The sequence below is a fragment of the Kribbella koreensis genome, from assembly GCF_039525325.1.
GTDB classification, from domain to species: Bacteria; Actinomycetota; Actinomycetes; order Propionibacteriales; family Kribbellaceae; genus Kribbella; species Kribbella koreensis.
In genome coordinates, this window is the sequence record NZ_BAAAHK010000018.1 from 68,384 (window position 1) to 88,525 (window position 20,142).

General features: G+C 69.3%; 16 protein-coding genes and 2 pseudogenes. 9 read left to right on the forward strand and 9 right to left on the reverse strand.

What is annotated here, in order from left to right; genetic code table 11:
- Positions 1 to 104: 104 nt before the first annotated feature.
- Positions 105 to 1,457, forward strand: coding sequence for an FAD-binding oxidoreductase (locus tag ABD116_RS33395; RefSeq protein WP_343979695.1), 1,353 nt, complete (start codon positions 105 to 107; stop codon positions 1,455 to 1,457).
- Positions 1,458 to 1,560: 103 nt separating this feature from the next.
- Here ABD116_RS33395 and ABD116_RS33400 read toward each other — a convergent pair whose 3' ends face one another.
- Together ABD116_RS33400 and ABD116_RS33405 are read right to left on the reverse strand one after the other, a co-directional pair.
- On the reverse strand, positions 1,561 to 4,050 hold the full coding sequence (locus tag ABD116_RS33400; protein ID WP_343979699.1) for an ATP-binding protein: 2,490 nt from the start codon (positions 4,048 to 4,050) through the stop codon (positions 1,561 to 1,563).
- Positions 4,051 to 4,168: 118 nt separating this feature from the next.
- Entirely contained in the window at positions 4,169 to 5,611 is a 1,443-nt protein-coding gene (locus ABD116_RS33405) for an NCS2 family permease (protein ID WP_343979702.1), read from the reverse strand.
- Between the two features lie 96 nt (positions 5,612 to 5,707).
- Between ABD116_RS33405 and ABD116_RS33410 the strand changes: the two genes are divergently transcribed.
- Positions 5,708 to 6,031: a DUF2530 domain-containing protein gene (locus ABD116_RS33410; RefSeq protein ID WP_343979705.1), complete on the forward strand. Its 324-nt coding sequence runs from the start codon at positions 5,708 to 5,710 to the stop codon at positions 6,029 to 6,031.
- 275 nt (positions 6,032 to 6,306) lie between these two features.
- On the opposite strand, the pseudogene ABD116_RS33415 reads toward ABD116_RS33410, so the two are convergent.
- A pseudogene (locus ABD116_RS33415) lies at positions 6,307 to 7,074 on the reverse strand (DUF3027 domain-containing protein); the annotation flags it as partial.
- A gap of 82 nt (positions 7,075 to 7,156) precedes the next feature.
- On the opposite strand from ABD116_RS33415, the gene ABD116_RS33420 reads away from it, so the two are divergent.
- A complete protein-coding gene (locus tag ABD116_RS33420) occupies positions 7,157 to 9,298 on the forward strand; it encodes an MFS transporter (protein ID WP_343979710.1) in 2,142 nt (713 codons plus the stop codon).
- A 737-nt stretch (positions 9,299 to 10,035) separates the two neighbouring features.
- Here ABD116_RS33420 and ABD116_RS33425 read toward each other — a convergent pair.
- Positions 10,036 to 11,634 (reverse strand): MFS transporter, encoded by a 1,599-nt coding sequence (locus tag ABD116_RS33425; protein WP_343979713.1) that lies wholly within the window; start codon positions 11,632 to 11,634, stop codon positions 10,036 to 10,038.
- Between the two features lie 111 nt (positions 11,635 to 11,745).
- Between ABD116_RS33425 and ABD116_RS33430 the strand changes: the two genes are divergently transcribed.
- Positions 11,746 to 12,477 carry a TetR/AcrR family transcriptional regulator gene (locus ABD116_RS33430; RefSeq protein ID WP_343979716.1) on the forward strand — a complete coding sequence of 244 codons (732 nt, stop codon included), beginning with the start codon at positions 11,746 to 11,748 and terminating at the stop codon, positions 12,475 to 12,477.
- A 10-nt stretch (positions 12,478 to 12,487) separates the two neighbouring features.
- Here ABD116_RS33430 and ABD116_RS33435 read toward each other — a convergent pair whose 3' ends face one another.
- Positions 12,488 to 12,871 carry a cold-shock protein gene (locus ABD116_RS33435; RefSeq protein ID WP_343979719.1) on the reverse strand — a complete coding sequence of 128 codons (384 nt, stop codon included), beginning with the start codon at positions 12,869 to 12,871 and terminating at the stop codon, positions 12,488 to 12,490.
- A gap of 128 nt (positions 12,872 to 12,999) precedes the next feature.
- Positions 13,000 to 14,472 (reverse strand): ATP-dependent sacrificial sulfur transferase LarE, encoded by a 1,473-nt coding sequence (gene larE, locus ABD116_RS33440; RefSeq protein WP_343979722.1) that lies wholly within the window; start codon positions 14,470 to 14,472, stop codon positions 13,000 to 13,002.
- 90 nt (positions 14,473 to 14,562) lie between these two features.
- Between larE and ABD116_RS33445 the strand changes: the two genes are divergently transcribed.
- From ABD116_RS33445 to ABD116_RS33465, 5 genes and pseudogenes are all read left to right on the forward strand, one after another.
- Entirely contained in the window at positions 14,563 to 15,483 is a 921-nt protein-coding gene (locus ABD116_RS33445; protein WP_343979725.1) for a TauD/TfdA dioxygenase family protein, read from the forward strand.
- A 62-nt stretch (positions 15,484 to 15,545) separates the two neighbouring features.
- A complete protein-coding gene (locus tag ABD116_RS33450) occupies positions 15,546 to 16,130 on the forward strand; it encodes a TetR/AcrR family transcriptional regulator (protein ID WP_343979727.1) in 585 nt (194 codons plus the stop codon).
- 1 nt (position 16,131) lies between these two features.
- Positions 16,132 to 17,082: a R2-like ligand-binding oxidase gene (locus ABD116_RS33455; protein ID WP_343979730.1), complete on the forward strand. Its 951-nt coding sequence runs from the start codon at positions 16,132 to 16,134 to the stop codon at positions 17,080 to 17,082.
- A gap of 117 nt (positions 17,083 to 17,199) precedes the next feature.
- Positions 17,200 to 17,379 (forward strand): annotated as a pseudogene (locus tag ABD116_RS41870) (hypothetical protein); the annotation flags it as partial.
- 67 nt (positions 17,380 to 17,446) lie between these two features.
- Positions 17,447 to 17,614 (forward strand): hypothetical protein, encoded by a 168-nt coding sequence (locus ABD116_RS33465; RefSeq protein ID WP_343979736.1) that lies wholly within the window; start codon positions 17,447 to 17,449, stop codon positions 17,612 to 17,614.
- Here ABD116_RS33465 and ABD116_RS33470 read toward each other — a convergent pair.
- Genes ABD116_RS33470 through ABD116_RS33480 form a run of 3 tightly spaced genes read right to left on the reverse strand, consistent with a single transcriptional unit; the run spans position 17,611 to position 20,140 of the window.
- Complete coding sequence (locus ABD116_RS33470; protein ID WP_343979739.1) at positions 17,611 to 18,225, reverse strand: collagen-like triple helix repeat-containing protein; 615 nt, start codon at positions 18,223 to 18,225, stop codon at positions 17,611 to 17,613. The genes ABD116_RS33465 and ABD116_RS33470 overlap by 4 nt on opposite strands.
- 23 nt (positions 18,226 to 18,248) lie before the next feature.
- Positions 18,249 to 19,325: an MSMEG_0565 family glycosyltransferase gene (locus ABD116_RS33475; RefSeq protein ID WP_343979742.1), complete on the reverse strand. Its 1,077-nt coding sequence runs from the start codon at positions 19,323 to 19,325 to the stop codon at positions 18,249 to 18,251.
- Positions 19,325 to 20,140, reverse strand: coding sequence for a carbon-nitrogen hydrolase family protein (locus ABD116_RS33480; RefSeq protein ID WP_343979745.1), 816 nt, complete (start codon positions 20,138 to 20,140; stop codon positions 19,325 to 19,327). The genes ABD116_RS33475 and ABD116_RS33480 overlap by 1 nt, the downstream gene beginning before the upstream one ends.
- Positions 20,141 to 20,142: the final 2 nt, after the last annotated feature.

A 20,142-nucleotide genomic window follows, 5' to 3' on the forward strand; every position in this document is an offset into this window, starting at 1 on the left:
GGTAGCCGGACCCGCAAATGTGAGCAGCCGTGACCGATGTGGGCAGCGGTTCCATCGACGTCCAATGGAGGCACCGAAACGTACTAGCGAAGGATGCAGGCCGGATGACACTGATCGAGGAGTTGCGCGCGGCCGTCAAGGGCGAGGTGTTCGGCCCCGGCGACCCGGAGTACGACGTGCAGCGGCAGGCGTGGTTCCTGCTGGTCGACCAGCGTCCGGCCGCCGTCGTACACGTGACGGGAACCGAGGACGTCCAGGCGGCGATCCGCCTGGCGCGCCGCCACCGGCTGACCGTGGGGGCTCAGCCGGTGGGGCACGGCGCCACCCAAGCGACCGGGAGCGAGGCGATGATCCTGCTCCGCACCAACGCACTGGATTCGATCGACATCGCCGACGGGGTGGCGCGGGTCGGTGCCGGCGTCCGCTGGCGCGACCTGAACAAGGCGCTGACCGGCACGGGCCTGACCTCGCTGCCGGGCAGCAGCGGCGACCCGAGCGTGGTCGGCTACACCCTCAACGGCGGCGTGAGCTGGTTCGGTCGCAAGCACGGCTTCGCGGCGAACCACGTCCGCGCGTTCGAGCTGGTCGATGCCGAGGGCCACCATCTGCGGGTCACCAAGGACGCCTTCCCGGACCTGTTCTGGGCGCTGCGCGGCGGCGGTGGCGAGTTCGGCATCGTCACCGCGATGGAGATCGAACTGCTGCCCGAGCCGGCGATCTACGGCGGCCGGATGATGTGGTACGCCGAAGACGCCCGCCAACTCCTGCGCGCCTTCAGCGAGGTGACCGCGACCGCGCCGGACGAGTTCAGCCTGTGGGCCTGGCTGATCAACATGCCCGACCTGGAGATGGTCCCGCCGCCGATGCGCGGGCGCTGGATGGTCGCGATCGACTCGACCTATCTCGGCGACGGGGACGAGGCGGAGAAGCTGCTCGCGCCGATCCGCGCGGTCGCCGATCCGCTGGTCGACACCGTCGGCGAGGTGCCGCTCGACAAGGTCGGCGAGATCGCACAGGAGCCTGAGGACCCGATGCCGGGCGTCGGCAAGGTCGTGATGCTGAAGGAGTTCGGCCCGGCGACGATCGACGCGCTGCTGGAGCTCGCCCTGGACCGGCCGCAGCCGTCACCGCTGATGCTGCTGGAGATCCGGCACGTGGGTGGCGCCTTCGCCCGGCCGGGCGCGCAGGAGTCTGCGGTCGGCACGATGGACGATCCGTACTTCCTGCTGCTCGGCGGCATGGTGATGGCACCCGAGCACGCACCCGCACTTCACGCGGAGATCAGCACCGTCGTCGGCGGGATGGCACCCTGGACCGGCGGTCTCCTACCACCGACGATGGCCCACGGCGAGCCGGTCGAAGACGTCTACCCCGCCGCCACCCTCCAACGCCTCCGCGAGATCAAGAACCGCGTAGACCCCACCAACCTCATCCGAGGCAACCGCCCTCTGGTCTGACCCTCCCCAGTGGTGAGCGGGGTCCTCGCCGGCCCCGCTCACCACTCCACCCCGGCGAGGTTGGAGCCGCCGCTGCCAAGTGGAGCGCCCGCAGGAGCCGGCGTTAGGCGGAGCGTTCTCGGGAGATGCCTAGGGAGCGGGCGGCTGCGGCTGCTTCCTGGCGGGTGCGGGCGTCGAGGCGGGCGAGGATGGCGGAGACGTGGCGGTCGACTGTTCTGGTGGACAGCACCAACTCTGCCGCGATCTGCGGGTTGGTGAGGCCGTCTGCGAGCAGTACCAGTACTTCGAGCTGGCGCTCGGTGAGCCCGCGAGGGTTCTGCCGGGTCCGTGTCTGGGCGCCTCGGGGGATCCTAGCCACGCCGAGCTCCTTCAGGCGGCGCCGGACCATCGCAGCGGCCGGCGCCGCACCAAGCCTGTCCAGCGTCTCCAGCGCCTGCAGCGCGTCGTCCGGATCGGCCGACTCGGCCAGCCCGAGCGCCTGCTCGTACGGGTCATCCGGATTGGTCCAGCCATAGCTCCCGGGCAACCGGCGGAACGCCTGGATCTCGGTCAGATGCCGGATCTCCTCGCGAATGCTGATCAGTAGGTCCGGCCGATCGTTGAGCCAAGCCCATTCGGCGTACGCCGTCGCCGCATAGGCGAGCCCGGTCAACGACCGCTGCCGCCGTGCCCGCTGCCACACGTCGGCGAGCAGGCCGCCCGCTTCCGGAGCACCCCGCCGAGCCAGTACGCGGCCGAGGCTGGACAGGCTCAGTACCGACAGCATGCCCTGGTCGTCCACCGAGTCGATCAGCCGTCGCAGCCGCTCCTCGGCCGCGGCCCACTCCCCCAGCCGCAGGTCCAGCAATGCCTGGTGGACCTCCAGGTTGTAGGCATGCGAGCCGAAGCCCCGCTCCCGGACGTACTCCAGCCCGTCCCGCAAGCACTCGGCCAGCTCGGTCCAGTGCGTCTCGCGGTACAGCATCTCGGCCAGGTTGGTGTAGCCGCGGGCAACGGCTTCGTAGTCACCCGTGAGCGTCGCCAGCTCGATGCTCGTCCGCAGGTGCTTCAACCCGGTCGGCGATCCCAGATCGCACCAGGCCAGGCCGAGGTAGTTGTGGCACAGCGCGTCGATGTCCGACCGCCCCGCCTCGCAGGCGAGCTCGTGCGCCCGCTCCAGCTCCGGTATCGCCTCGACAGCATCACCGGTGAGCGCCAGCAGCATCCCCCGACCAGCAGCGGCCGAGGCCCGTACTGCGACAGTCCCGACCCGCGATGCGATCGCGATCGCCGTGTCTGACATGGCGATCGCCGCTGCCGTGTCACCTGCCATGTAGAGGAACCGCGACTGCCGCATCTGGGTCTCCACCAGCGCGACGGATTCGTCGAGCTGGCCGAACAGCGCCAGCGCCTTGTGCCCGGCCTGGACCGCGTCGGCGAACCGGTGCGCGATGTGGAGCTCCCACGCGTAGTCGTCGAGCAGCACCGCTCGCTCCGGCACGTCCAGGCGGTTGGCGTACGGCAGTACGGCTTCCAGATGCGCGAGAGCCTGCCGGTGCGACCCGGCAAGGCTGGCCTCGCGGGCCGCCTGCGGACCATGCTCGAGCAGTACGTCGATGTTGCCGGCTTCGACCGCGTGGTGAACGACTCGCGCCCCGTGGCCGTTGTCGTCGCAGTGCATGATCAGGTCGAGTACATGGGCGTTGAGCAGCTTGCGGCGGAGCGGCGGCAGGGCCTGCTCGACCGCCCGCCGGGCCAGCTCGTGCCGGAAGCCGATCGTGTTGCCGTGCGTCTCCAGTACGCCGGACTGCTCCGCCTGGCTCAATCCGTCCAGCCGGCTGCCGATCACCCTGGTGATGTGCTCCAGCTCGATCGTCGTCGGGATGACCGCGAGCTGCTCGACGACCGCCAGGCTCTCCTTGTCGAGCCGGCTGAAACGGGCCAGAACGGCATCCACGACGGTCGCCGGGATCGCGTCGACCGGGCCGGCCAGGACCTCGGTCACGTAGAACGGGTTGCCACCGGTCAGTTCGTACAGTTCGTCGGCGTCCCGGCCGCTGTCCGCCGCCAGCCAGCGGACCGCCGCCCGGGACAGCGGCTGCAGGCCGATCCGCCGGATCGGTACGTCGGCGAGCGACCCGAGCCAGCCACGCAACGGATGCCGGGCGTCGAGCGAGTCCTCGCGGTAGGTCAGGACGACGATTGCGCCCGGCAACTGGTCGAGCCGGTGCACCAGGTAGCGCAGCACGTCGAGGGTCGCGTCGTCGGCCCAGTGCACGTCCTCGATCACCAGCACGGTCGGCCGCCGGAACTCGGCCAGCAGGTCGTTGAACACCGCCTCCGGCTCGGTCGCCGTCGCCATCGGGCCGCCCGCGACCCGGAAGGCGTCCCGGATCGGCTGCAACGGCGGCGGCGCCAGGAAGTCGTCACAGGATCCGACCAGCACCCGGTACTCCGGGCCGACCCGGGCCACCATCTCCCGGATCAGACTGGTCTTGCCGATCCCTGCCTCGCCGGTGACCAGGACGGTCGTGCTGTCGCCTGCTCCGATCACGTCCAGCAGTTCCTGGACGTGCTGGTCCCGCTCGATCAAACGAGCCTTTCCCTGCCTCACACCGAACTCCCCCGAGTCGCCGTATACCCGGGGGAGCGTAGCCGGAAAGCGTCGTCCGGCCCAAGGAGCCTGACGATGATTTAGCAAACAACTAACTGCGAGTAATCGGTTTCCAGGCTCAGGTGAGCCAGTCCCCCAGCGGTCCGATCGCGAAGTACACGACGAACAGGACCGAGACGACCCACATCAGCGGGTGGATCTGGCGGGCCTTGCCGCGGACCAGTTTGAGCAGCACGTAGGAGACGAACCCGGCCCCGATGCCGGCCGTGATCGAGTACGTGAACGGCATCAGGATGATGGTCAGGAACGCCGGGATGGCCACCTCGAGATCGTCGAAGTCGATCCCCTTCACCTGCGTCATCATCAGGAAGCCGACCAGCACCAGCGCCGGGGTGGCCGCCTCGTAGGGCACCAGCGTGACCAGTGGCGCGACCACCATCGAGATCAGGAAGCAGATCCCGGTGACGACGCTGGCCAGGCCGGTCCGGGCGCCCTCACCGACACCCGAGGCCGATTCGATGTACGACGTGTTGCTGGACACCGAGGCGGCGCCACCGGCCGCGGCCGCGACGCTGTCGACGATCAGGATCCGCTGCGCGTGCGGCGGGTTGCCGTCCTGGTCCAGCAGCCCGGCCTCGGCGCCGATCGCCGTCATCGTGCCCATCGTGTCGAAGAAGTCGGCCAGCATCAGGGTGAAGATCAGCAGCAGCGCGGAGATCACGCCGATCTTGTCGAACGAGCCGAACAGGTTGAACTCGCCGATCGTGTCCAGGTTGGGTTTGCTGAACCAGTCGTCCGGCAGCTTCGGCACGCTCAGGCCCCAGCCGCCCGGGTTCTCGGTGGTCCGGCCGCCGACGTCGAAGATCGCCTCGACCACGATCGCCAGCACGGTCGCGGCCAGGATGCCGATCAGGATCGCGCCCTTCACCTTGCGGGCGTACAGGGCGATCACCAGCACCAGGCCGACCACGAAGACGAGCACCGGCCAGCCGCGGAGGTTGCCGCCGACACCCAACTCGACGGGCGGGCCGCCGGGCGCCGAAGGACGGCGTACGAAGCCCGCGTCGATCACGCCGATGAAGGCGATGAACAGGCCGATGCCGACGCTGATCGCGATCTTCAGCTGGACCGGAACGGCCTCGAAGACCGCCTTGCGGAAGCCGGTCAGGACCAGGATCAAGATGATGATGCCCTCGATCACCACCAGGCCCATCGCGTCCGCCCAGGTCATCTTGGACGCCACGCTGAAGGCGATGAACGCGTTCAGGCCGAGGCCGGCGGCCAGCGCGAGCGGGAAGTTCGCGACCAGCCCCATTGCGATCGTGACCAGACCAGCCACCAGCGCGGTGGCCACGGCGACCTTGGCGATCGCGGCCACCGGGTCGGTACCGCCGCCGATGTACTGGCCGGCGCCGTCCTTGACGGTGCCGATGATGAGGGGGTTCAGCACCACGATGTAGGCCATCGTGAAGAACGTGACGAGCCCGCCGCGCACCTCACGGCCCAGCGTCGACCCGCGGTCGCTGATCTTGAAGAAGGAATCCAGGAAGCCTGAGCTCATGGCGGAATCGTGCCAGGTGCGGTGTGCCATTGGCGAGGTAATCCGGTCAGGTGGGTAGCGCGCCGCCTGAGATGGGCATGGCTCTAAGGTGGGAGGGTGGCAGATTCCGAGCAGGTACCGGCTTCGGCTCCGAAGAAGCGCACCGACCCGACCAGCCAGCTGGCCCGTGGCGAGATCGTGCACGCCGAGGTGAAGCCGCTGGATCTGTCCGGCATCCCGACGGTGATCTTCGGGATCTGCGCCTGGGCGGTCGCCTTCGTGGTGGTGCTGATCTTCCGCTCGGACCTGAAGAAGGACGGCGACGAGTGGTGGTTGTGGGTCACCGTCGCGGGCTTCGGGCTCGGCTGGATCGGCCTGCTGTACTGCCGTCGCCGCTGGGCCGCCATCCAGGCCGGCCACCGCCCCGCGACCGAGGACTGACCCCGGTCGCCGCGCGACTGCTAGTAGTTCGCGCTGGCTTCCGCCGCGATCTCTTCGGCGGTGGGCATCGGGAAGTCGTCGATGTCGTCTTCGGCTTCGCCGGCCGTCGTCGCCTGGACCTCGTCGTCCGACGGGGGCTCGGCGGCTGCCTCGACCTCGACCTGGACCGCGTCGGCCTCCTCCACCTGCGCGGCGGCGTCGGCTTCCTGCACGGCTTCGGCTTCCTCTATCTCGGCCTGCGCGGCTTCGGTCACCTGGACGTCGGGCTCGACGGCGTCCATCGACAGGTCGTCGTACCCGGTGGTGTCGAAGGCGTGCTCGGTCGACGGGTGATCCGGTGCCTCGATGACGGCGTCCGAGTGCGCGCCGCAGCCGTAGTCGTAGGAGACGATCCGGCCGTCGCCCGGCGCCATCTCGTTGGTGCAGGCGCCGAACGCCTGGCCGAGGCTGTCGTTCAGCCGGATCCAGTAGCCGCAGGCGAAGCACTTGTACGGAACCGCCTGCGCGATCGCCGAGGCCGGGCCGAAGTCACCGGCGTACCAGCGCTCGGCGGCGTCCTCGCGACCTTCTGGGGAGAGCACGCGCTCACGGCCGAGGCCGAGCTCCTCGACGACGGCCAGTACTTCGTCAGGCCCGCCCGTCTCGGTGTAGCCGGGCTCGAGCCGCGGGTCGTCCGGCAGCGTCGGGAACAGGTCGCCGGGCCGCAGGTCGCCGGGCTGGACGCGCTCCGACCACGGCACCCAGTCGGGGCCGACGATGGCTTCCTCGCCCGGCAGCATCACGACCTCGTTGATCGTGACGTTCTTCGCGCGGGAGGCGCGGGTCAGCGTGACCGCCCAGCGCCAGCCGCGGTAGCCGGGGTGGGTGGACGCGAAGTAGTGCGTGACGAGCCGCTCACCCTCGACCAGATAACCGAGGTGATCGCCCACCTGGGCGGCGCCGGCCTCGTCGATCGCCGCCTCGCGGGCAGGCTCGACCGCCGCGACGCTGATGGCGTCAGGCTTGGCGCGGACCGGTTCCGGAGTCTTGACGGGAGTCACAATCGGTCATTCTCGCACGGCCGCCGCCACGATCCGAACCGCGTGGAGACTCCGGTCTGTCCCCCTCACAAGGCAGGATGGTGACATGGACCGTCCGGACCCCCAGAACCGCCCGCGCCAAGGCGCCGAAGGCGGTCAACGACCGGGCCCGGAACACGGCAGCACGGGGCCTCGGCCGGGCGAGCGCAGCACCGGGGAGCGGCTCGGGGAGGCCACCAAGAAGGTCGGTGCGGCGGGGAAGAAGGTCGGGCATGCGTCCAAGGTCGGCGCGGCCGGCTTTGCGAGCGTGTCGAAGAAGACGGCCGGTGTAACCGGGCGGGTGGGCAAGGCGACCGGGCGGCGGATCCGTGGGTTGACCGGGGCGCAGGGGGCTCGGGAGTCCGGGTTGTCGCGGTTGATCGAGCTGGGGTTCGTGAACTCGGCCGGGGACACGGCGTTCGCGGTGTCGCTGGCGGGGACGGTGTTCTTCGCCGTACCGAGTTCGCAGGCGCGGGACCGGGTCGCGTTGTTCCTGCTGCTGACGATGGCGCCGTTCGCGTTGATGGCGCCGTTGATCGGGCCGGTGCTCGACCGGTTCCGGCACGGCCGGCGGTGGGCGATCGGGGCGACGCTCGGGTTGCGCGGGTTCCTGGTGTGGAGTCTGGCGGCGTCGATCCACGACAGCTCGACGTGGCTGTATCCGGCAGCGCTCGGGTGTCTGGTCGCGTCGAAGGCTTATGGCGTGACGCGTGCGTCCGCAGTACCGCGTCTGCTCCCCAAGGAAGTCACCCTCGTCACCGCCAACTCACGCATCTCGCTCGCGGGTGTGGCGGGCGCGACGATCGGCGCGGGTATCGCCGGAGCCTTCGCCGCGATCGGGCCGGAGTGGTCGCTGCGGTGGGCGGCGCTCGTCTATCTTGTCGGGCTGATCCTCGCGATCCGGCTGCCTGCTCGCGTCGACTCGCCTGCCGGCGAAGAGATGACCGGTACTGCGGGACGCGACGCTCGCCGCAAGGCGATCACCGCCGCGGTGGCCCGGGGCATCCGCTGCAACCTGGGCCTGCGCTTCGTGTCCGGCTTCCTGACGATGTACCTGGCGTTCCTGCTGCGAGACAAACCGATCAGCGGTATCGACGGCGTGGTCGCGGCCGGCGCGGTGATCGCGGCCGCCGGCATCGGCAACAGCCTGGGCACGTTGAGCGGATCGTTGCTCAAGGCCCGCAAACCCGAGGCCGTGGTGCTCGCCGTACTGCTTGCGGACACGGTTGTCGCGATCGCTGTCGCCGTGCTGTACGGCTTCCCGTTGCTGATCGTGCTCGGCCTGGTGGCCGGCCTGTGCAGCTCACTCGGCAAGCTGTCGCTTGACGCGATGATCCAGCGCGACGTCCCGGAGACGGTCCGCACCTCGGTCTTCGCCCGCTCGGAGACGGTCCTCCAACTCGCCTGGGTGATCGGCGGCGGCTGCGGCATCCTGCTCCCCCTCATCCCCCGCCTCGGCTTCGGCTTCCTCGCCGCCGTCCTGGTCCTTGCCGTCTTCCTGGTCATCCGCCAGAAGCCGGCCCCGCATCCTCCGTCCCGCCCGCGCTCACCAGGCACCGACGGCTCAGGCCCCCGCACAGTCATCCCCGGCGAACACCGCGAAACCCGCCCCGTACCCGACCACGAGCCCGGTATCAGTCGCGCGGCCGACGACCCCGGCAGCACCCGCTCCAGCCACGAGCCCCGGCCCGCGCGCGACCACGAGGCGGACGCCGGACGGCCGACCCGCGAGCCGAGCACCACCCGCACGATCCTCACCAGCGACCCGCTCACCACCGAACCCGAGTCGATCGCCGAACGCCGAGCCGCCCGCGCCCGCGCCGCCGCAACCCCCCGCGCCACGGAACCCACCGTCGAACTCCGCGTCGACCCCACCGTCATCCAGTCCTCAGACCACCCGCACGACACCGCACAACCCAGCACCCCTCGCACCGGCGCCGCACCAGAAGCCCACGCCGACCGCTCCCCCGAACCGCCACCCCGCCCAGCGGCCGCACCAACCGGCCGCTGGTGGAGCGGCCAGCCCGACGAGGACGAAACAACCGTCGACGAAGCTCCGTGGGCAGCCGACAAAACCGTCGAGAACAAGCCCCCACAACCACACCCGGGCACACCGCCAAGCCAACTAGGCGACCCCTCACCCGCGCCCGGCACCCCCCAACCACCCCGCCGAGCCAACCCCTTCCGCCGACGCCGCCCACCCCGCTGACCCCACTGCCCCACCCCGCTGGAGACCGAACCGTCCTGGCCCGCCGCCCGCATCCCGGCGGAGACCGGACCGTCCTGGCCGGCTGCCCGCACCCGGTGGAGACCGGACTGTCTTGGTCGGCCGCCCGCACCCCGGTGGAGACCGGCCTCATCCTATCCGGCCGCTTGCACGCCGACACGTCCGAGCCGCCGCCCATCTGAGGGGTTGACCCCTCAGATGGTGGGTTGCCTCCCCGGATTCTGAGCAGGCAACCCACCACCTCAGCGGTCAACCCCTCAACTGCGACGAGCTGCCAGACCGTCGCACCACCTGACGCTGCCGCAGTCGACCGAGGCAGGCGCCGATGCGAGTGCGGGTGCGCGGGTGCGGGTGCGGGTGCGCGGGTGCGGGTGCGGGTGCGGGTGCGGGTGCGGGTGCGGGTGCGGGTGCGCCGGTGCGGGTGCGCGGGTGCGGGTGCGCGGGTGCGGGTGCGCCGGTGCGGGTGCGCGGGTGCGGGTGCGCCGGTGCGGGTGCGCGGGTGCGCGGGTGCGCGGGTGCGGGTAGGCGGGGGCGGGATGCGGGATGCGGGATGCGGGGAGGATTTTGCCCTTGTACGGGGGGAAAATCCTCCCCGGCGGGTGGCATAAGGCTCCCCAGTTGCTGGGGCGGGGCAGGAAGTGGCGAAGGGTCCACCCGGGGTTCGGGTGGACCCTTCGGTCCACCCGGGGGTTCGGGTGGACCCTTCGGTGGGGGTGGGGTCAGTTGAGTGCGGCTGTGGTGCGCTCGAGGGGGGCGGCCTCTTCGGGGAGGTCTGCGGCGGCGGCAACGGGGGTGGGGTTGGGGGTCGGGGTGGTGCCGCGGAGTACGAGGGTGATGGTGACGGCGGTTGCGGTTAGGAGGATGGTGCCGACCAGGGCGGTGACGTTCATGCTGTGGCTGAAGGAGTGGCGGGCTGCATCCAGGACAGTGGTGGCCAGGTTGGCGGGGAGTTGGGAAGCGGCGGCGGTAGCGCCTGCCAGGCCTTCGTGGGCGGCGTTGGCTGCGGAGGCCGGGATCGAGGACGGCAGGGTCAGGTCGTGACGGTAGGCGGCGGTGCCGATGCTGCCGAGGATGGCGATTCCCAGGGCGCCGCCGAATTCGCTGCAGGTTTCCATCAGGGCGGAAGCTGAGCCGGCGCGCTCGGGAGCTACCGAGCCGACGATGGCCTCGGTGACCAGGGACATCACCATGACCAGACCGCCGGCGAGGAGACCGGCGCCGCCGAGCAGGACGATCAGGTGGCCGTCTACGTGCATCTGGGTCAGTACGGCGAAGCCAGAAGCGGCGACCAGGAACGCGAGACCCAGGACGTACGCACGGTCGATCTTGCGGGCCAGGGCCGCACCCAGCGGGGCGGCGCCGCCGACGACGACCGAGGGAGCGAGCGACCAGAGGGCGGCCTTGAGCGGGCCCATGCCGAGTACAAGCTGCAGGTACTGGGTCATGAAGACCGCGTTGCCGACCAGCGCCAGGGTGCCGATGGTGTTGGCAGCAAGCGCCCCACTGAAGGCGCGGTTGCGGAACATCGCCAGCTCGATCATCGGGTGGTCAGCAGTCCGCTGCCGGCGAAGGAAGACGTAGCCGATCAGCAGCCCGACGACGATGGCGACGATCGGCAAACCCTCGACACCGTTGGCCGCCAGCTCCTTGATCCCCCAGATCACCGGCAGTACCGCGGCCAGCGACAGCACCGAGCTGAAGAGGTCGAACCGCCCAGCCACGGCCGCCTTGAACTCCGGCAGCAGCAGCGGCGCGAGGACGAGCAGCAGAAGCATCGCCGGGGTGTTGATCAGGAACACCGAACCCCACCAGAAGTGCTCGAGCAGTACGCCGCTGAGCACCGGCCCGAGCGAGATCCCACCCAGCATCACCGCGCTCCAGAACGCGATCGCCTTCCCGCGCTGGATCGGGTCGTGGAACATGTTGCGGATCAGCGCGAGGGTCGACGGCATCAAGGTCGCGCCCCCGATCCCGAGCACCGCACGAGCCGCGATCAACTGCTCCGGAGACTGCGCGTACGCCGCGGCGACCGATGCGGCCCCGAACGCGATCGCCCCGAAGATCAGCAGCCGGCGCCGGCCGATCCGGTCGCCGAGGGACCCCATGGTGATCAGCAGGCCGGCCAGTACGAAGCCGTAGATGTCGAAGATCCACAGCTGCTGGGTGGCGCTCACCCCGAGGTCGGCCGAGATGTAGGGAACCGCGAAGTACAGCACCGAGACGTCCATCGAGACCAGCAGCAGCGGCAGCGCGAGCACGCCGAGAGCGATCCATTCCTTGCGGCCGGCCCGGTGACCGGTGAGCTCCGAGGTGCTCATGTCTACCCCTCCAGATGATCTGTCTACGCCGCACACTGTGTGCGCCATACACAGACCATACACACGATCTGTCTATGATGTAAACAGATAGCCCGGAGAGAGGACTTAGCGATGACTGCCGAGGATCTGCCGAGAGTGCTCCAGCAGCTCTGGGGAATGGAGGGACCGGCCCGCCCGGGGCCGAAGCCGACGTTCCACATCAGCGACATCGGCAACGCCGCGATCAAGCTCGCCGACGCGGCCGGCCTCGGCGCGGTCTCGATGAGCAAGGTGGCCGCCGAGCTCGGCTTCACCACGATGTCGCTCTACCGGTACGTCGATTCCAAGGACGAGCTGTACGTCGTGATGCTCGAGCAGGCGTTCGGACCGCCGGCCCCGATCGATCCCGAGGCGAGCTGGCGCGAGCGCATCACCACCTGGGCGGTCGCCTTCCGCGACGGACTCCGGCGGCACCCCTGGGTGCTCCAGATCCCGATCGTCGAGCCGCCGCTGTCACCGCTGCAGCTGGAGTGGATGGAGAACGGCCTGCGCGCGTTCGAGGACACCGGCCTGAGCCCGGCCGACAGCCTGTCGGCGATGCTGCTCGTGAACATCTACGTGCGTGGCGCCGGCGCCCTCACCGTCGGTACGCCGTCCGGGTCGGAAGAGGTCTCCCAGGCCAACCGGCTCTACGTGCAGCGGCTGGCAATGCTCGCGGACCCCGACCGCTTCCCGACGATCGCCAGGAATCTGCAGTCGAGGCCCGCGGAGGACTTCGATGTGGACTACGACGCCGGCGAGTTCATCTTCGGCCTCGACACGGTGCTGGACGGCATCGAGGCACTGATCGCCCGGCGGGCGTAGTCCGGGAGGATCAGATGTCGAGCCGGTCGGCGACTCCACGCAGTACGGTGGCGGCGCCGCGGGCGGCCTTGCTGTCGGGGTGGCGGCCGCGGCGGTAGCCCTCGCCGATGTTGTCGAGCAGCTTGATCAGGTCCTCGATGACGAGCGCCATCTCCTCCGGCTTCGGCCGCATCGCCTTGGCCACCGACGGCGGCGGGTCGATCAGCCGGACCTGCAGCGCCTGCTCGCCCTTGCGGCCCTCGACGACCCCGAACTCGACCTTCTGGCCCGGCTTGAGGTTGGTCACACCGGCCGGCAGTGCCTCCGCACGGACATAGACGTCCCCGCCTTCCTCTTTGCTGAGGAAGCCGAACCCCTTCTCGGAGTCATACCACTTGACCTTGCCAACAGGCACGGGAACCTCTTCGGTGTTGATCGTCGGAACAGGACGGAAGCCCCAGCGTACGTGACTCTGGGTACCCACGCCCCGGAAATTACCTGATGCGGGAACGATTCCGCATCCACACGTCCCGCAGCGACGGGTCAGCGATAACGGTCCGGATTTGTCAAGCGTTCGTTCATCGACCCGGACCGGAATCCGCGGGCATCGACGGCCGCCGCGGCGAACCCTTCGGCGCGGACCAATTCGACCAGTGCCGAGTTGTCGACGGTGCCGAGCAGGTTGGCGTCGATCTCGATGCTGGCCGACTCACCGAGGTCGCGGACCCGGACGTTCTGGACCCCGTACGGCGTGAGGTGGTTGCGGACCGCCATCTCGGCCCGGTCGACCCGGGCGAGCAGGTTCGGCGTGATCCGGATGCCGTACGCGATCCGGCTGGACAGGCAGGCAGCGGCCGGCTTGTCCGAGGTCTCGAGCCCCCAACTGCGGGACGCCTCGCGGATCTGCGCCTTGGTCAGCCGGGCGTCGCGCAGCGGGGTGATCGCGCCGCGCTCGAAGGCGGCCCGGATACCCGGCCGGAACCCGGCGATGGCGTCGTCGGCGTTCGTCCCGGTCGCGATCGCCTCGATCCCGAACTCGTCCGCGATCGGCTGCAGCGTCTCGACCAGCTCGGCCTTGCAGAAGTAGCAACGGTCACCGGCGTTGGCCTGGTACCCCTCGCGCTCCATCTCGTGCGTGTGCGGGGTGACATGCCGTACGCCGATGCTGTCGGCGAAGTGAGCGGCCGGCTCCAGCTCAGCGACCGGGAGGCTCGGGCTGACCGCAGTGGCGGCCACTACGTTTGCCGGGCCGATAGCGCGCGCCGCTGCGGCCAGCAGGAAGGCAGAGTCGGCACCACCACTGAAGGCGACTACCAGGCTCTCGTAGCTGGACAGCCGCTCCATCAGCGCTGACAGCCGCTGCTCGAGCACGTACTCGTCCAGCCAGGCCGGGAACTCGGTCAGGTCGTTCAGTACGACGTCCGCCCCGTAGGCACGCAGCTCATCCGCAGTGAACGGCCCAGTGGCCACCGACACCGCCACTGCACCAGCAGCGCGCGCACCGTCGATGTCAGCCGTGTGGTCACCGACATAGATCGTCGCCTGATGCTCCCGCAGCGCAATGCCCTTCTCTGCGCCGTGCAGGTCGCCAACCGGCTCATCCACGTCCAGACCGAGGTGCTGCAGGTGCAGCTCAACACTGGGCGCGTACTTCGCCGACACCACGACCGTGCGGCCCCGGAGCGCCCGTATTGCGGCCAGCGACTCCTCAACCCCGGGCAGCGGCAGGCTGCCGGTGATCGCGTGCTCCGGGTAGTGCTCCCGGTACCGCGCGACCATCGCGTCGACCTGGTCCGCAGGGAACCAGTTGGCCATCTCCCAGGTCAGCGGCGGGCCGAGCCGGCTGACCACGAGCTCGGTGTCGATCGCCACCCCGGTCTCGGCCGCCAGCAGGTCCCAGACGGCCTTGATCCCCGGCCGCGAGTCGATCAGCGTCATGTCCAGGTCGAACCCGACGACCAGCTCCGGCACATCGGTGGCGGTGGGCTGCGGCGGGCGGATCTCGGCGGTTGACACGTCCCCAACCTTACGTGGCCGGTTCCCGCAACCGGTCTCGCATCCCGAAACGGCCCAATAGTCTACTAATTCAGCTGGAATATAGCTGTTATGACAACTCAGCTCGAAGCACCCGCCATCACCGTCACCAAGGCAGGCGGCGCGATCGGCGCCGTCGTCGGCAATGTCGCCCTCGGCGGCGACCTCCGCCCGCAGACCGTCGCCGCGATCCGGCAGGCCCTGCTCGACCACAAAGTGATCTTCTTCCGCGACCAGCAGCACCTCGACGACGCCGGCCAGCTCGCCTTCGCCAAGCTGCTCGGTACGCCGACGCTCGCCCACCCGACCTCCACCGGCCTCGACGGCAACGAGCACGTGCTGCCGATCGACTCCGACTACGGCAAGGCCAACAGCTGGCACACCGACGTCACGTTCGTCGACCGGATCCCGGCGATCAGCATCCTGCGGGCGGTGACGCTGCCGGCGTACGGCGGCGCGACGACCTGGGCCAACACCGTTGCGGCGTACGCGAAGCTGCCGGTCGCGCTGCAGGCGCTGGTCGACAAGCTCTGGGCCGTGCACAGCAACGTGTACGACTACGTCGGCGCGGCGGATGAGCTGCGGATCGGCGGGGTGGACGTGAAGATCGAGGAGCATCGCAAGCAGTTCGTGTCGAAGCTGTTCGAGACCGAGCACCCGGTCGTCCGGGTGCATCCCGAGACGGGCGAGCGTTCGCTGGTACTGGGGCATTTCGTCCGCCGGTTCGTCGGGCTCAGCCCGGCCGAGACGACCGCGTTGTTCCAGCTGCTGCAGAACCGCGTCACGAACCTGGACAACACCGTCCGCTGGCAGTGGCAGCCGGGTGACCTGGCGATCTGGGACAACCGGGCGACCCAGCACTACGGCGTCGCCGACTACGACGACCAGCCGCGGCGGCTGCACCGGATCACGCTGGCCGGCGACATCCCGGTCAGCGTCGACGGCGTCCGCAGTACGGCTCGGACCGGAGACGCGACGCACTTCTCCAGTTGACATTCGCAGCCCGGATGTCTTGACTCTTGACATCCGGGCTCGAAATGTAAACCCTGAGCGGTATGGATTCGTTCAGCGATCGGACCAAACGCAGGCTGCGGGACGAGTTGCTGGACGCTGCCTACGAGGCGGTCGTCGCCGGCGGGTACGACGGGTTGCGGATGGCCGAGGTCGGCCGGCGTACCGGGGTGTCGCGGCAGACCGTCTATAACGAGTTCGGCGACAAGTGGGGTGTGCTGCAGGCCGTCGCGGCGCGGGAGACCGAGCGGTTCCTGGTCGAGGTCAACGCCGCGCTGGCCGCGCACACCGATCCGATCGACGGGTTGCGGGCCGCGGTCGAGTGCGCGCTGCGGCTCGCGTCAGACAACCCGCTGGTGAAGGCGGCGCTCGGGCAGCCCGGGTCGGACCAGGCGAGCCAGCTGCTGACTACACGGGGTCAGCAGGTGCTGGAGCTCAGCCATCAACGGCTGGACGCGCATGTACGCGAGCACTGGCCCGAAGTACCGGCCGAGGACGCCACTACCTGCGTGGACGTCGCGCTGCGCGTAGTACTGAGTCACATCGTCAACCCCGGTGCGGCTCCGGCCGTGGTCGCCGATCAGGTCGCCCGGGTGCTCGGTCCCTTCCTCAGCGCTCGGAGGTCATGACATGACGAATCCCCTTCATCGGCAGGGTTTCAGCTCGCTGCGGGAGGGCGGGCTGAACTGGGACGCACTGCCGCTGCGGCTGTTCGACAAGGGCAACCGCAAGTTCTGGAACCCGCGCGACATCGACTTCAGCCAGGACGCGCTCGACTGGCAGACCTTCACCGACCACGAGCGCGAGGCAGCGCTGATGCTGTGCGCGCAGTTCATCGCCGGCGAAGAGGCCGTCACCGAGGACATCCAGCCCTTCCTGGCCGCGATGGCCGCGGAGGGCCGGCTCGGAGACGAGATGTACCTGACCCAGTTCTGCTTCGAGGAGGCCAAGCACACCGCGGTCTTCCGGATGTGGCTGGACGCGGTCGGGGTCAAGGACGACCTGCACAAGTACATCGAGAACAACCCGGGCTACCGGGCGATCTTCTACGAGGCCCTGCCGGTCGCACTGAAGTCCCTGGCGAATGACCCCTCCCCTGCGAACCAGGTGAAGGCCTCTGTCACCTATAACCATGTAGTGGAAGGCACCCTGGCCCTTACCGGCTACCACGCGTGGAACCTGCTCTGTACCGCCCGCGGCGTCCTCCCTGGCATGCAGGAGCTGGTACGCCGCATCGGCGACGACGAGCGTCGCCACATGGCATGGGGCACCTTTACCTGCCGTCGCCACATCGCCGCCGACGAGTCCAACTGGCAGGTCGTCACCGACACCATGGAGGAGCTGCTCCCCCACGCCCTCACCCAGATCCAGTGGGCCCTGGAGAACATGCCCGAGATCCCACCGGAGATCGACCCGACCGCCCTGATGACGTACGCCGGTGACCGCGCGACCCGCCGCCTCGGGGCGATCGAATCGGCGGTCGGCGCGGATGTCGCCGGCATCGACCTCGACTACTCACCCGAGAAACTCGAAGACGTCTTCGGCGACGAGGACTCAGCAGCCCTGGCCGCTGTTCGCTAGCCGCCCACCGTTCGCTGGTTGCCCGGCGTCGGCTGGTTGGGGTGGTCTGGCAGGCTGGGCCGCATGACAACGGTGCTGACCCGTGCCGAGCAGCGTGGCGCGTCGTTCAGTGCGGCCATGGCGGCCGTCGTACGCCGTCTGCCGTGGGGGCTGTCGCGGGTCGTACCGCCCAGCCTGCTCGGATTCATCGTGATCAACGGGTTCACCTTCGGCGTGGATCTCGGCCTGCTCACCATCTTCCGGTCGTGGATCGAGCTGCCCTTGTGGTTGTCGATCACGATCGCCTACGCGTGCGCCTTCGGGCTGAGCTACGTGCTCAACCGGGCGCTCAACTTCCACTCCCACGGCGCGGCCACAGCTCGTGGTGTACGTCGTCGTGGTGGTCGTCAACTACGTCGTCTGGATCCTCGGCGCCGGCGCCGGGCTCAGCGCACTCGGTATCGAGTACCACCTCGCCCGGATCATCGCCGGCGCCTGCGAAGGCATCTACATGTACTGCGCCTTACGCTGGATCGTCTTCCGCAAGAACTAGCAGTTCACGGTGAGCACGAAGTCCCCCGGCAGCGCCGAGCTCCAGTCGTCGATCCACAGCGTGACTTCGATGCTGTCGGGGGCGTCGGCGGGATAGTCGACGATCGCGAGCTTGTTGTTGCTCGAGATGATGGTCGCCTGGGCGCCGCACTGGTCGACCGGACGGTCGAACTGGACCCGGTAGTGGGAGTTCTGCTGGTTGTAGCTGAGACCGATCGCGTGCTTCTGGGCGACGAAACTGGCGACATAGCTCTGGTGGTCCTCGCTGTCCCTGGTCTTCACCCTGGCCCAGAGCGCATTGCTGCTCCCAGCAGGCCCGGCCGGTCCTTGCAGACCCTGCGGTCCCGCGGGTCCCTGGGCACCAGTCGCGCCAGTCGCGCCGGGCGCGCCAGGAGCTCCCGGTAGGCCGCGTTGCGCCCAGCTGATCGGGGTCTCGAGGCCCGAGCAGCGCTGGTTCCTGGCCGGGTCGACGACCCGGAGGAGGCCCGTGAGCTTGCCGACGCAGCCGTTGACGGTTGGCTCCGGTGCCGCCGCCGACGCGACCGAGCCGATGGTGACGATAGAGACTGCCAGTACGCCGATACCGGCTGCTTTCTTGAGTGAGGTCCGCATGGGTCGATCGTCAGGCGCCGCCTTCAGACAGTCTTAAAGTAGAACTCCAGGTGGGCGGTGGCGGCTGCTTCCCAGGTGTAGGAACTTGCGAGCGCTTGGCCGGCCGCGCGACGGGCTGGGTCGGTCGGGGTGGTGAGTTGGGCCGCGAGTTGAGTGGGGCCGGCGGCGTACGAGGCTGCGGTGCCGAAGATCTCGTGGAAGACGGGGAGGTCGGAGACGACCAGGGGCACGCCGGCGGCGAGGGCTTCTAGTGGGGCGAGGCCGAAACCCTCTTTGATCGAAGGGAAAGCGAAGGCCTCGGCGGCAGCCGCCAGGGACGGGAGGTCGGGGTCGGGGACCGGGCCGAGGACGAGTGGAGTGACACCGAGTTCGGCTGCGCGCTTCTCCCAGATCGCTCGGTAGTCGCGGTAGTCGAAGAGGGTTTCGCCGCCGGCGATCACGAGGGAGAGGTCGGGGTCGTTGATGAGGGCGAATGCTTCCAGGAGTTCGAGGGAGCCTTTGCGCGGCTCGATGCCGCCGACGGTGACGACGTACCGGCCGAAGCGGGTTCGCCAGGCAGCGCGCGCTGACGCGGCGTCCGGAGTACCGGCTGCTGCCGCGGCGAAGCGGGGTGCGTCGACACCGTTCGGGATGACCGTTGCCTTGAGCCCCCATCCGGTAGCGAGTTCGGCGGCGACGGCGGTGGAGACGCAGATGTGCGCGTAGGGCGTGACGATCGCGCGCTCGTGGCAGGCGACCAGCTCGGGAGTCGTGAAGGTGTCGAGGTGGTGGACCGTACGGATGCAGCGGCCGACGGCGTTCGCGCTGATGCAGTCCTGGGCGTGGACGATGTCGTAGGCGGTTGGGTCGAAGGCGTCGCGTAGTACCGCGATCGAACGCAGGATGCGGTCGCCGACCCCCTCACCCGGCTGGTCCGGGAACGGGACCACCGACAGCCGCACGCGCGGGTCGACGGCGCGGTAGAAGGTGGTGTCGCCGCCGCGGCCGAGCGACCAGACGGTGACGTCGGCACCCTTTGCTGCAAGGGCTTCGGCCAGCGAGAGGGTGTGCACGACGCCGCCGCGGGGCTTGGTCGAGTAGCTCAGCAGAGCGATGCGCATCAGTACGCCTCCGGGCGGCGCTCGTCGAGGTGGTGCAGGACACGGCGCGCCGTCTCGATCTCGGCCCGTACGTCGAGGGACGCGATCGCGATCCCGGCCTTCGACCAGGTGCGGGCCACGATGTCGCCGCCGGGGCCGACCACCTTCGACTGGCCGAGGAATCGCATCCCGCCGATCGAGCCGGTCAGGTTGGAGGAGACCAGGACGACCTGGTTCTCGGCGGCGCGCGAACGGTCGTACAGGTCGAAGAGGCGGGATTGGCGGTCCTCGTTCATCCGCGGCGCGCGGTTGGTGATGCTCGTCGGCCAGGCGTTGAGGCAGCCGATGATGTCGGCGCCGTCGACGGCCAGTGCGCGGGCTGCTTCGGGGAAGGTCTTGTCGTAGTCGATCATCAGGCCGAGCCGGCCGATCGGGGTGTCGAAGGCTTCGAAGCGGTCGCCGGCTGTGTAGACGGCGCGTTCGCCCGGCGGCTGGTGGACTTTGCGATGGCGGCCCAGTACGCCGTCGCCGGTGACGCAGAGGGCGGTGTTGTAGCGGTTGCCCTCGTCGGACTCACAGAACCCGAAGCAGACAACCATCTCGCCGGCCATCGCGATGATCTTGGCGATCAACGGATCGTCCAGCTTGAGCGCGGGTGGCAGATCGTCGTGATCGGACCGGCTGAGATCGGACAGATAGCCGCCGAGCGCCGCATCAGGCAGCACCAGCAGCTGCACCTCTTCCCGCCGCCCATGCCGAATCAGCTGCTCCACCCGAGCCAGATCAAACTCCAGATCCCGGGTAAACCCGGCCGCCACCGCGCCGATCTTCAGCATTC

Excerpts from the sequence above, each read along its gene's own strand:
- ABD116_RS33420 (WP_343979710.1), top strand. The coding sequence starts at position 7,157 with ATGGACCGTCCGGACCCCCAGAACCGCCCGCGCCAAGGCGCCGAAGGC.
- ABD116_RS33455 (WP_343979730.1), top strand. The coding sequence starts at position 16,132 with ATGACGAATCCCCTTCATCGGCAGGGTTTCAGCTCGCTGCGGGAGGGC.
- ABD116_RS33405 (WP_343979702.1), bottom strand. The coding sequence starts at position 5,611 with ATGAGCTCAGGCTTCCTGGATTCCTTCTTCAAGATCAGCGACCGCGGG.
- ABD116_RS33445 (WP_343979725.1), top strand. The coding sequence starts at position 14,563 with ATGACAACTCAGCTCGAAGCACCCGCCATCACCGTCACCAAGGCAGGC.
- ABD116_RS33480 (WP_343979745.1), bottom strand. The coding sequence starts at position 20,140 with ATGCTGAAGATCGGCGCGGTGGCGGCCGGGTTTACCCGGGATCTGGAG.
- ABD116_RS33430 (WP_343979716.1), top strand. The coding sequence starts at position 11,746 with ATGACTGCCGAGGATCTGCCGAGAGTGCTCCAGCAGCTCTGGGGAATG.
- ABD116_RS33425 (WP_343979713.1), bottom strand. The coding sequence starts at position 11,634 with ATGAGCACCTCGGAGCTCACCGGTCACCGGGCCGGCCGCAAGGAATGG.
- ABD116_RS33395 (WP_343979695.1), top strand. The coding sequence starts at position 105 with ATGACACTGATCGAGGAGTTGCGCGCGGCCGTCAAGGGCGAGGTGTTC.
- ABD116_RS33475 (WP_343979742.1), bottom strand. The coding sequence starts at position 19,325 with ATGCGCATCGCTCTGCTGAGCTACTCGACCAAGCCCCGCGGCGGCGTC.
- ABD116_RS33450 (WP_343979727.1), top strand. The coding sequence starts at position 15,546 with ATGGATTCGTTCAGCGATCGGACCAAACGCAGGCTGCGGGACGAGTTG.
- ABD116_RS33470 (WP_343979739.1), bottom strand. The coding sequence starts at position 18,225 with ATGCGGACCTCACTCAAGAAAGCAGCCGGTATCGGCGTACTGGCAGTC.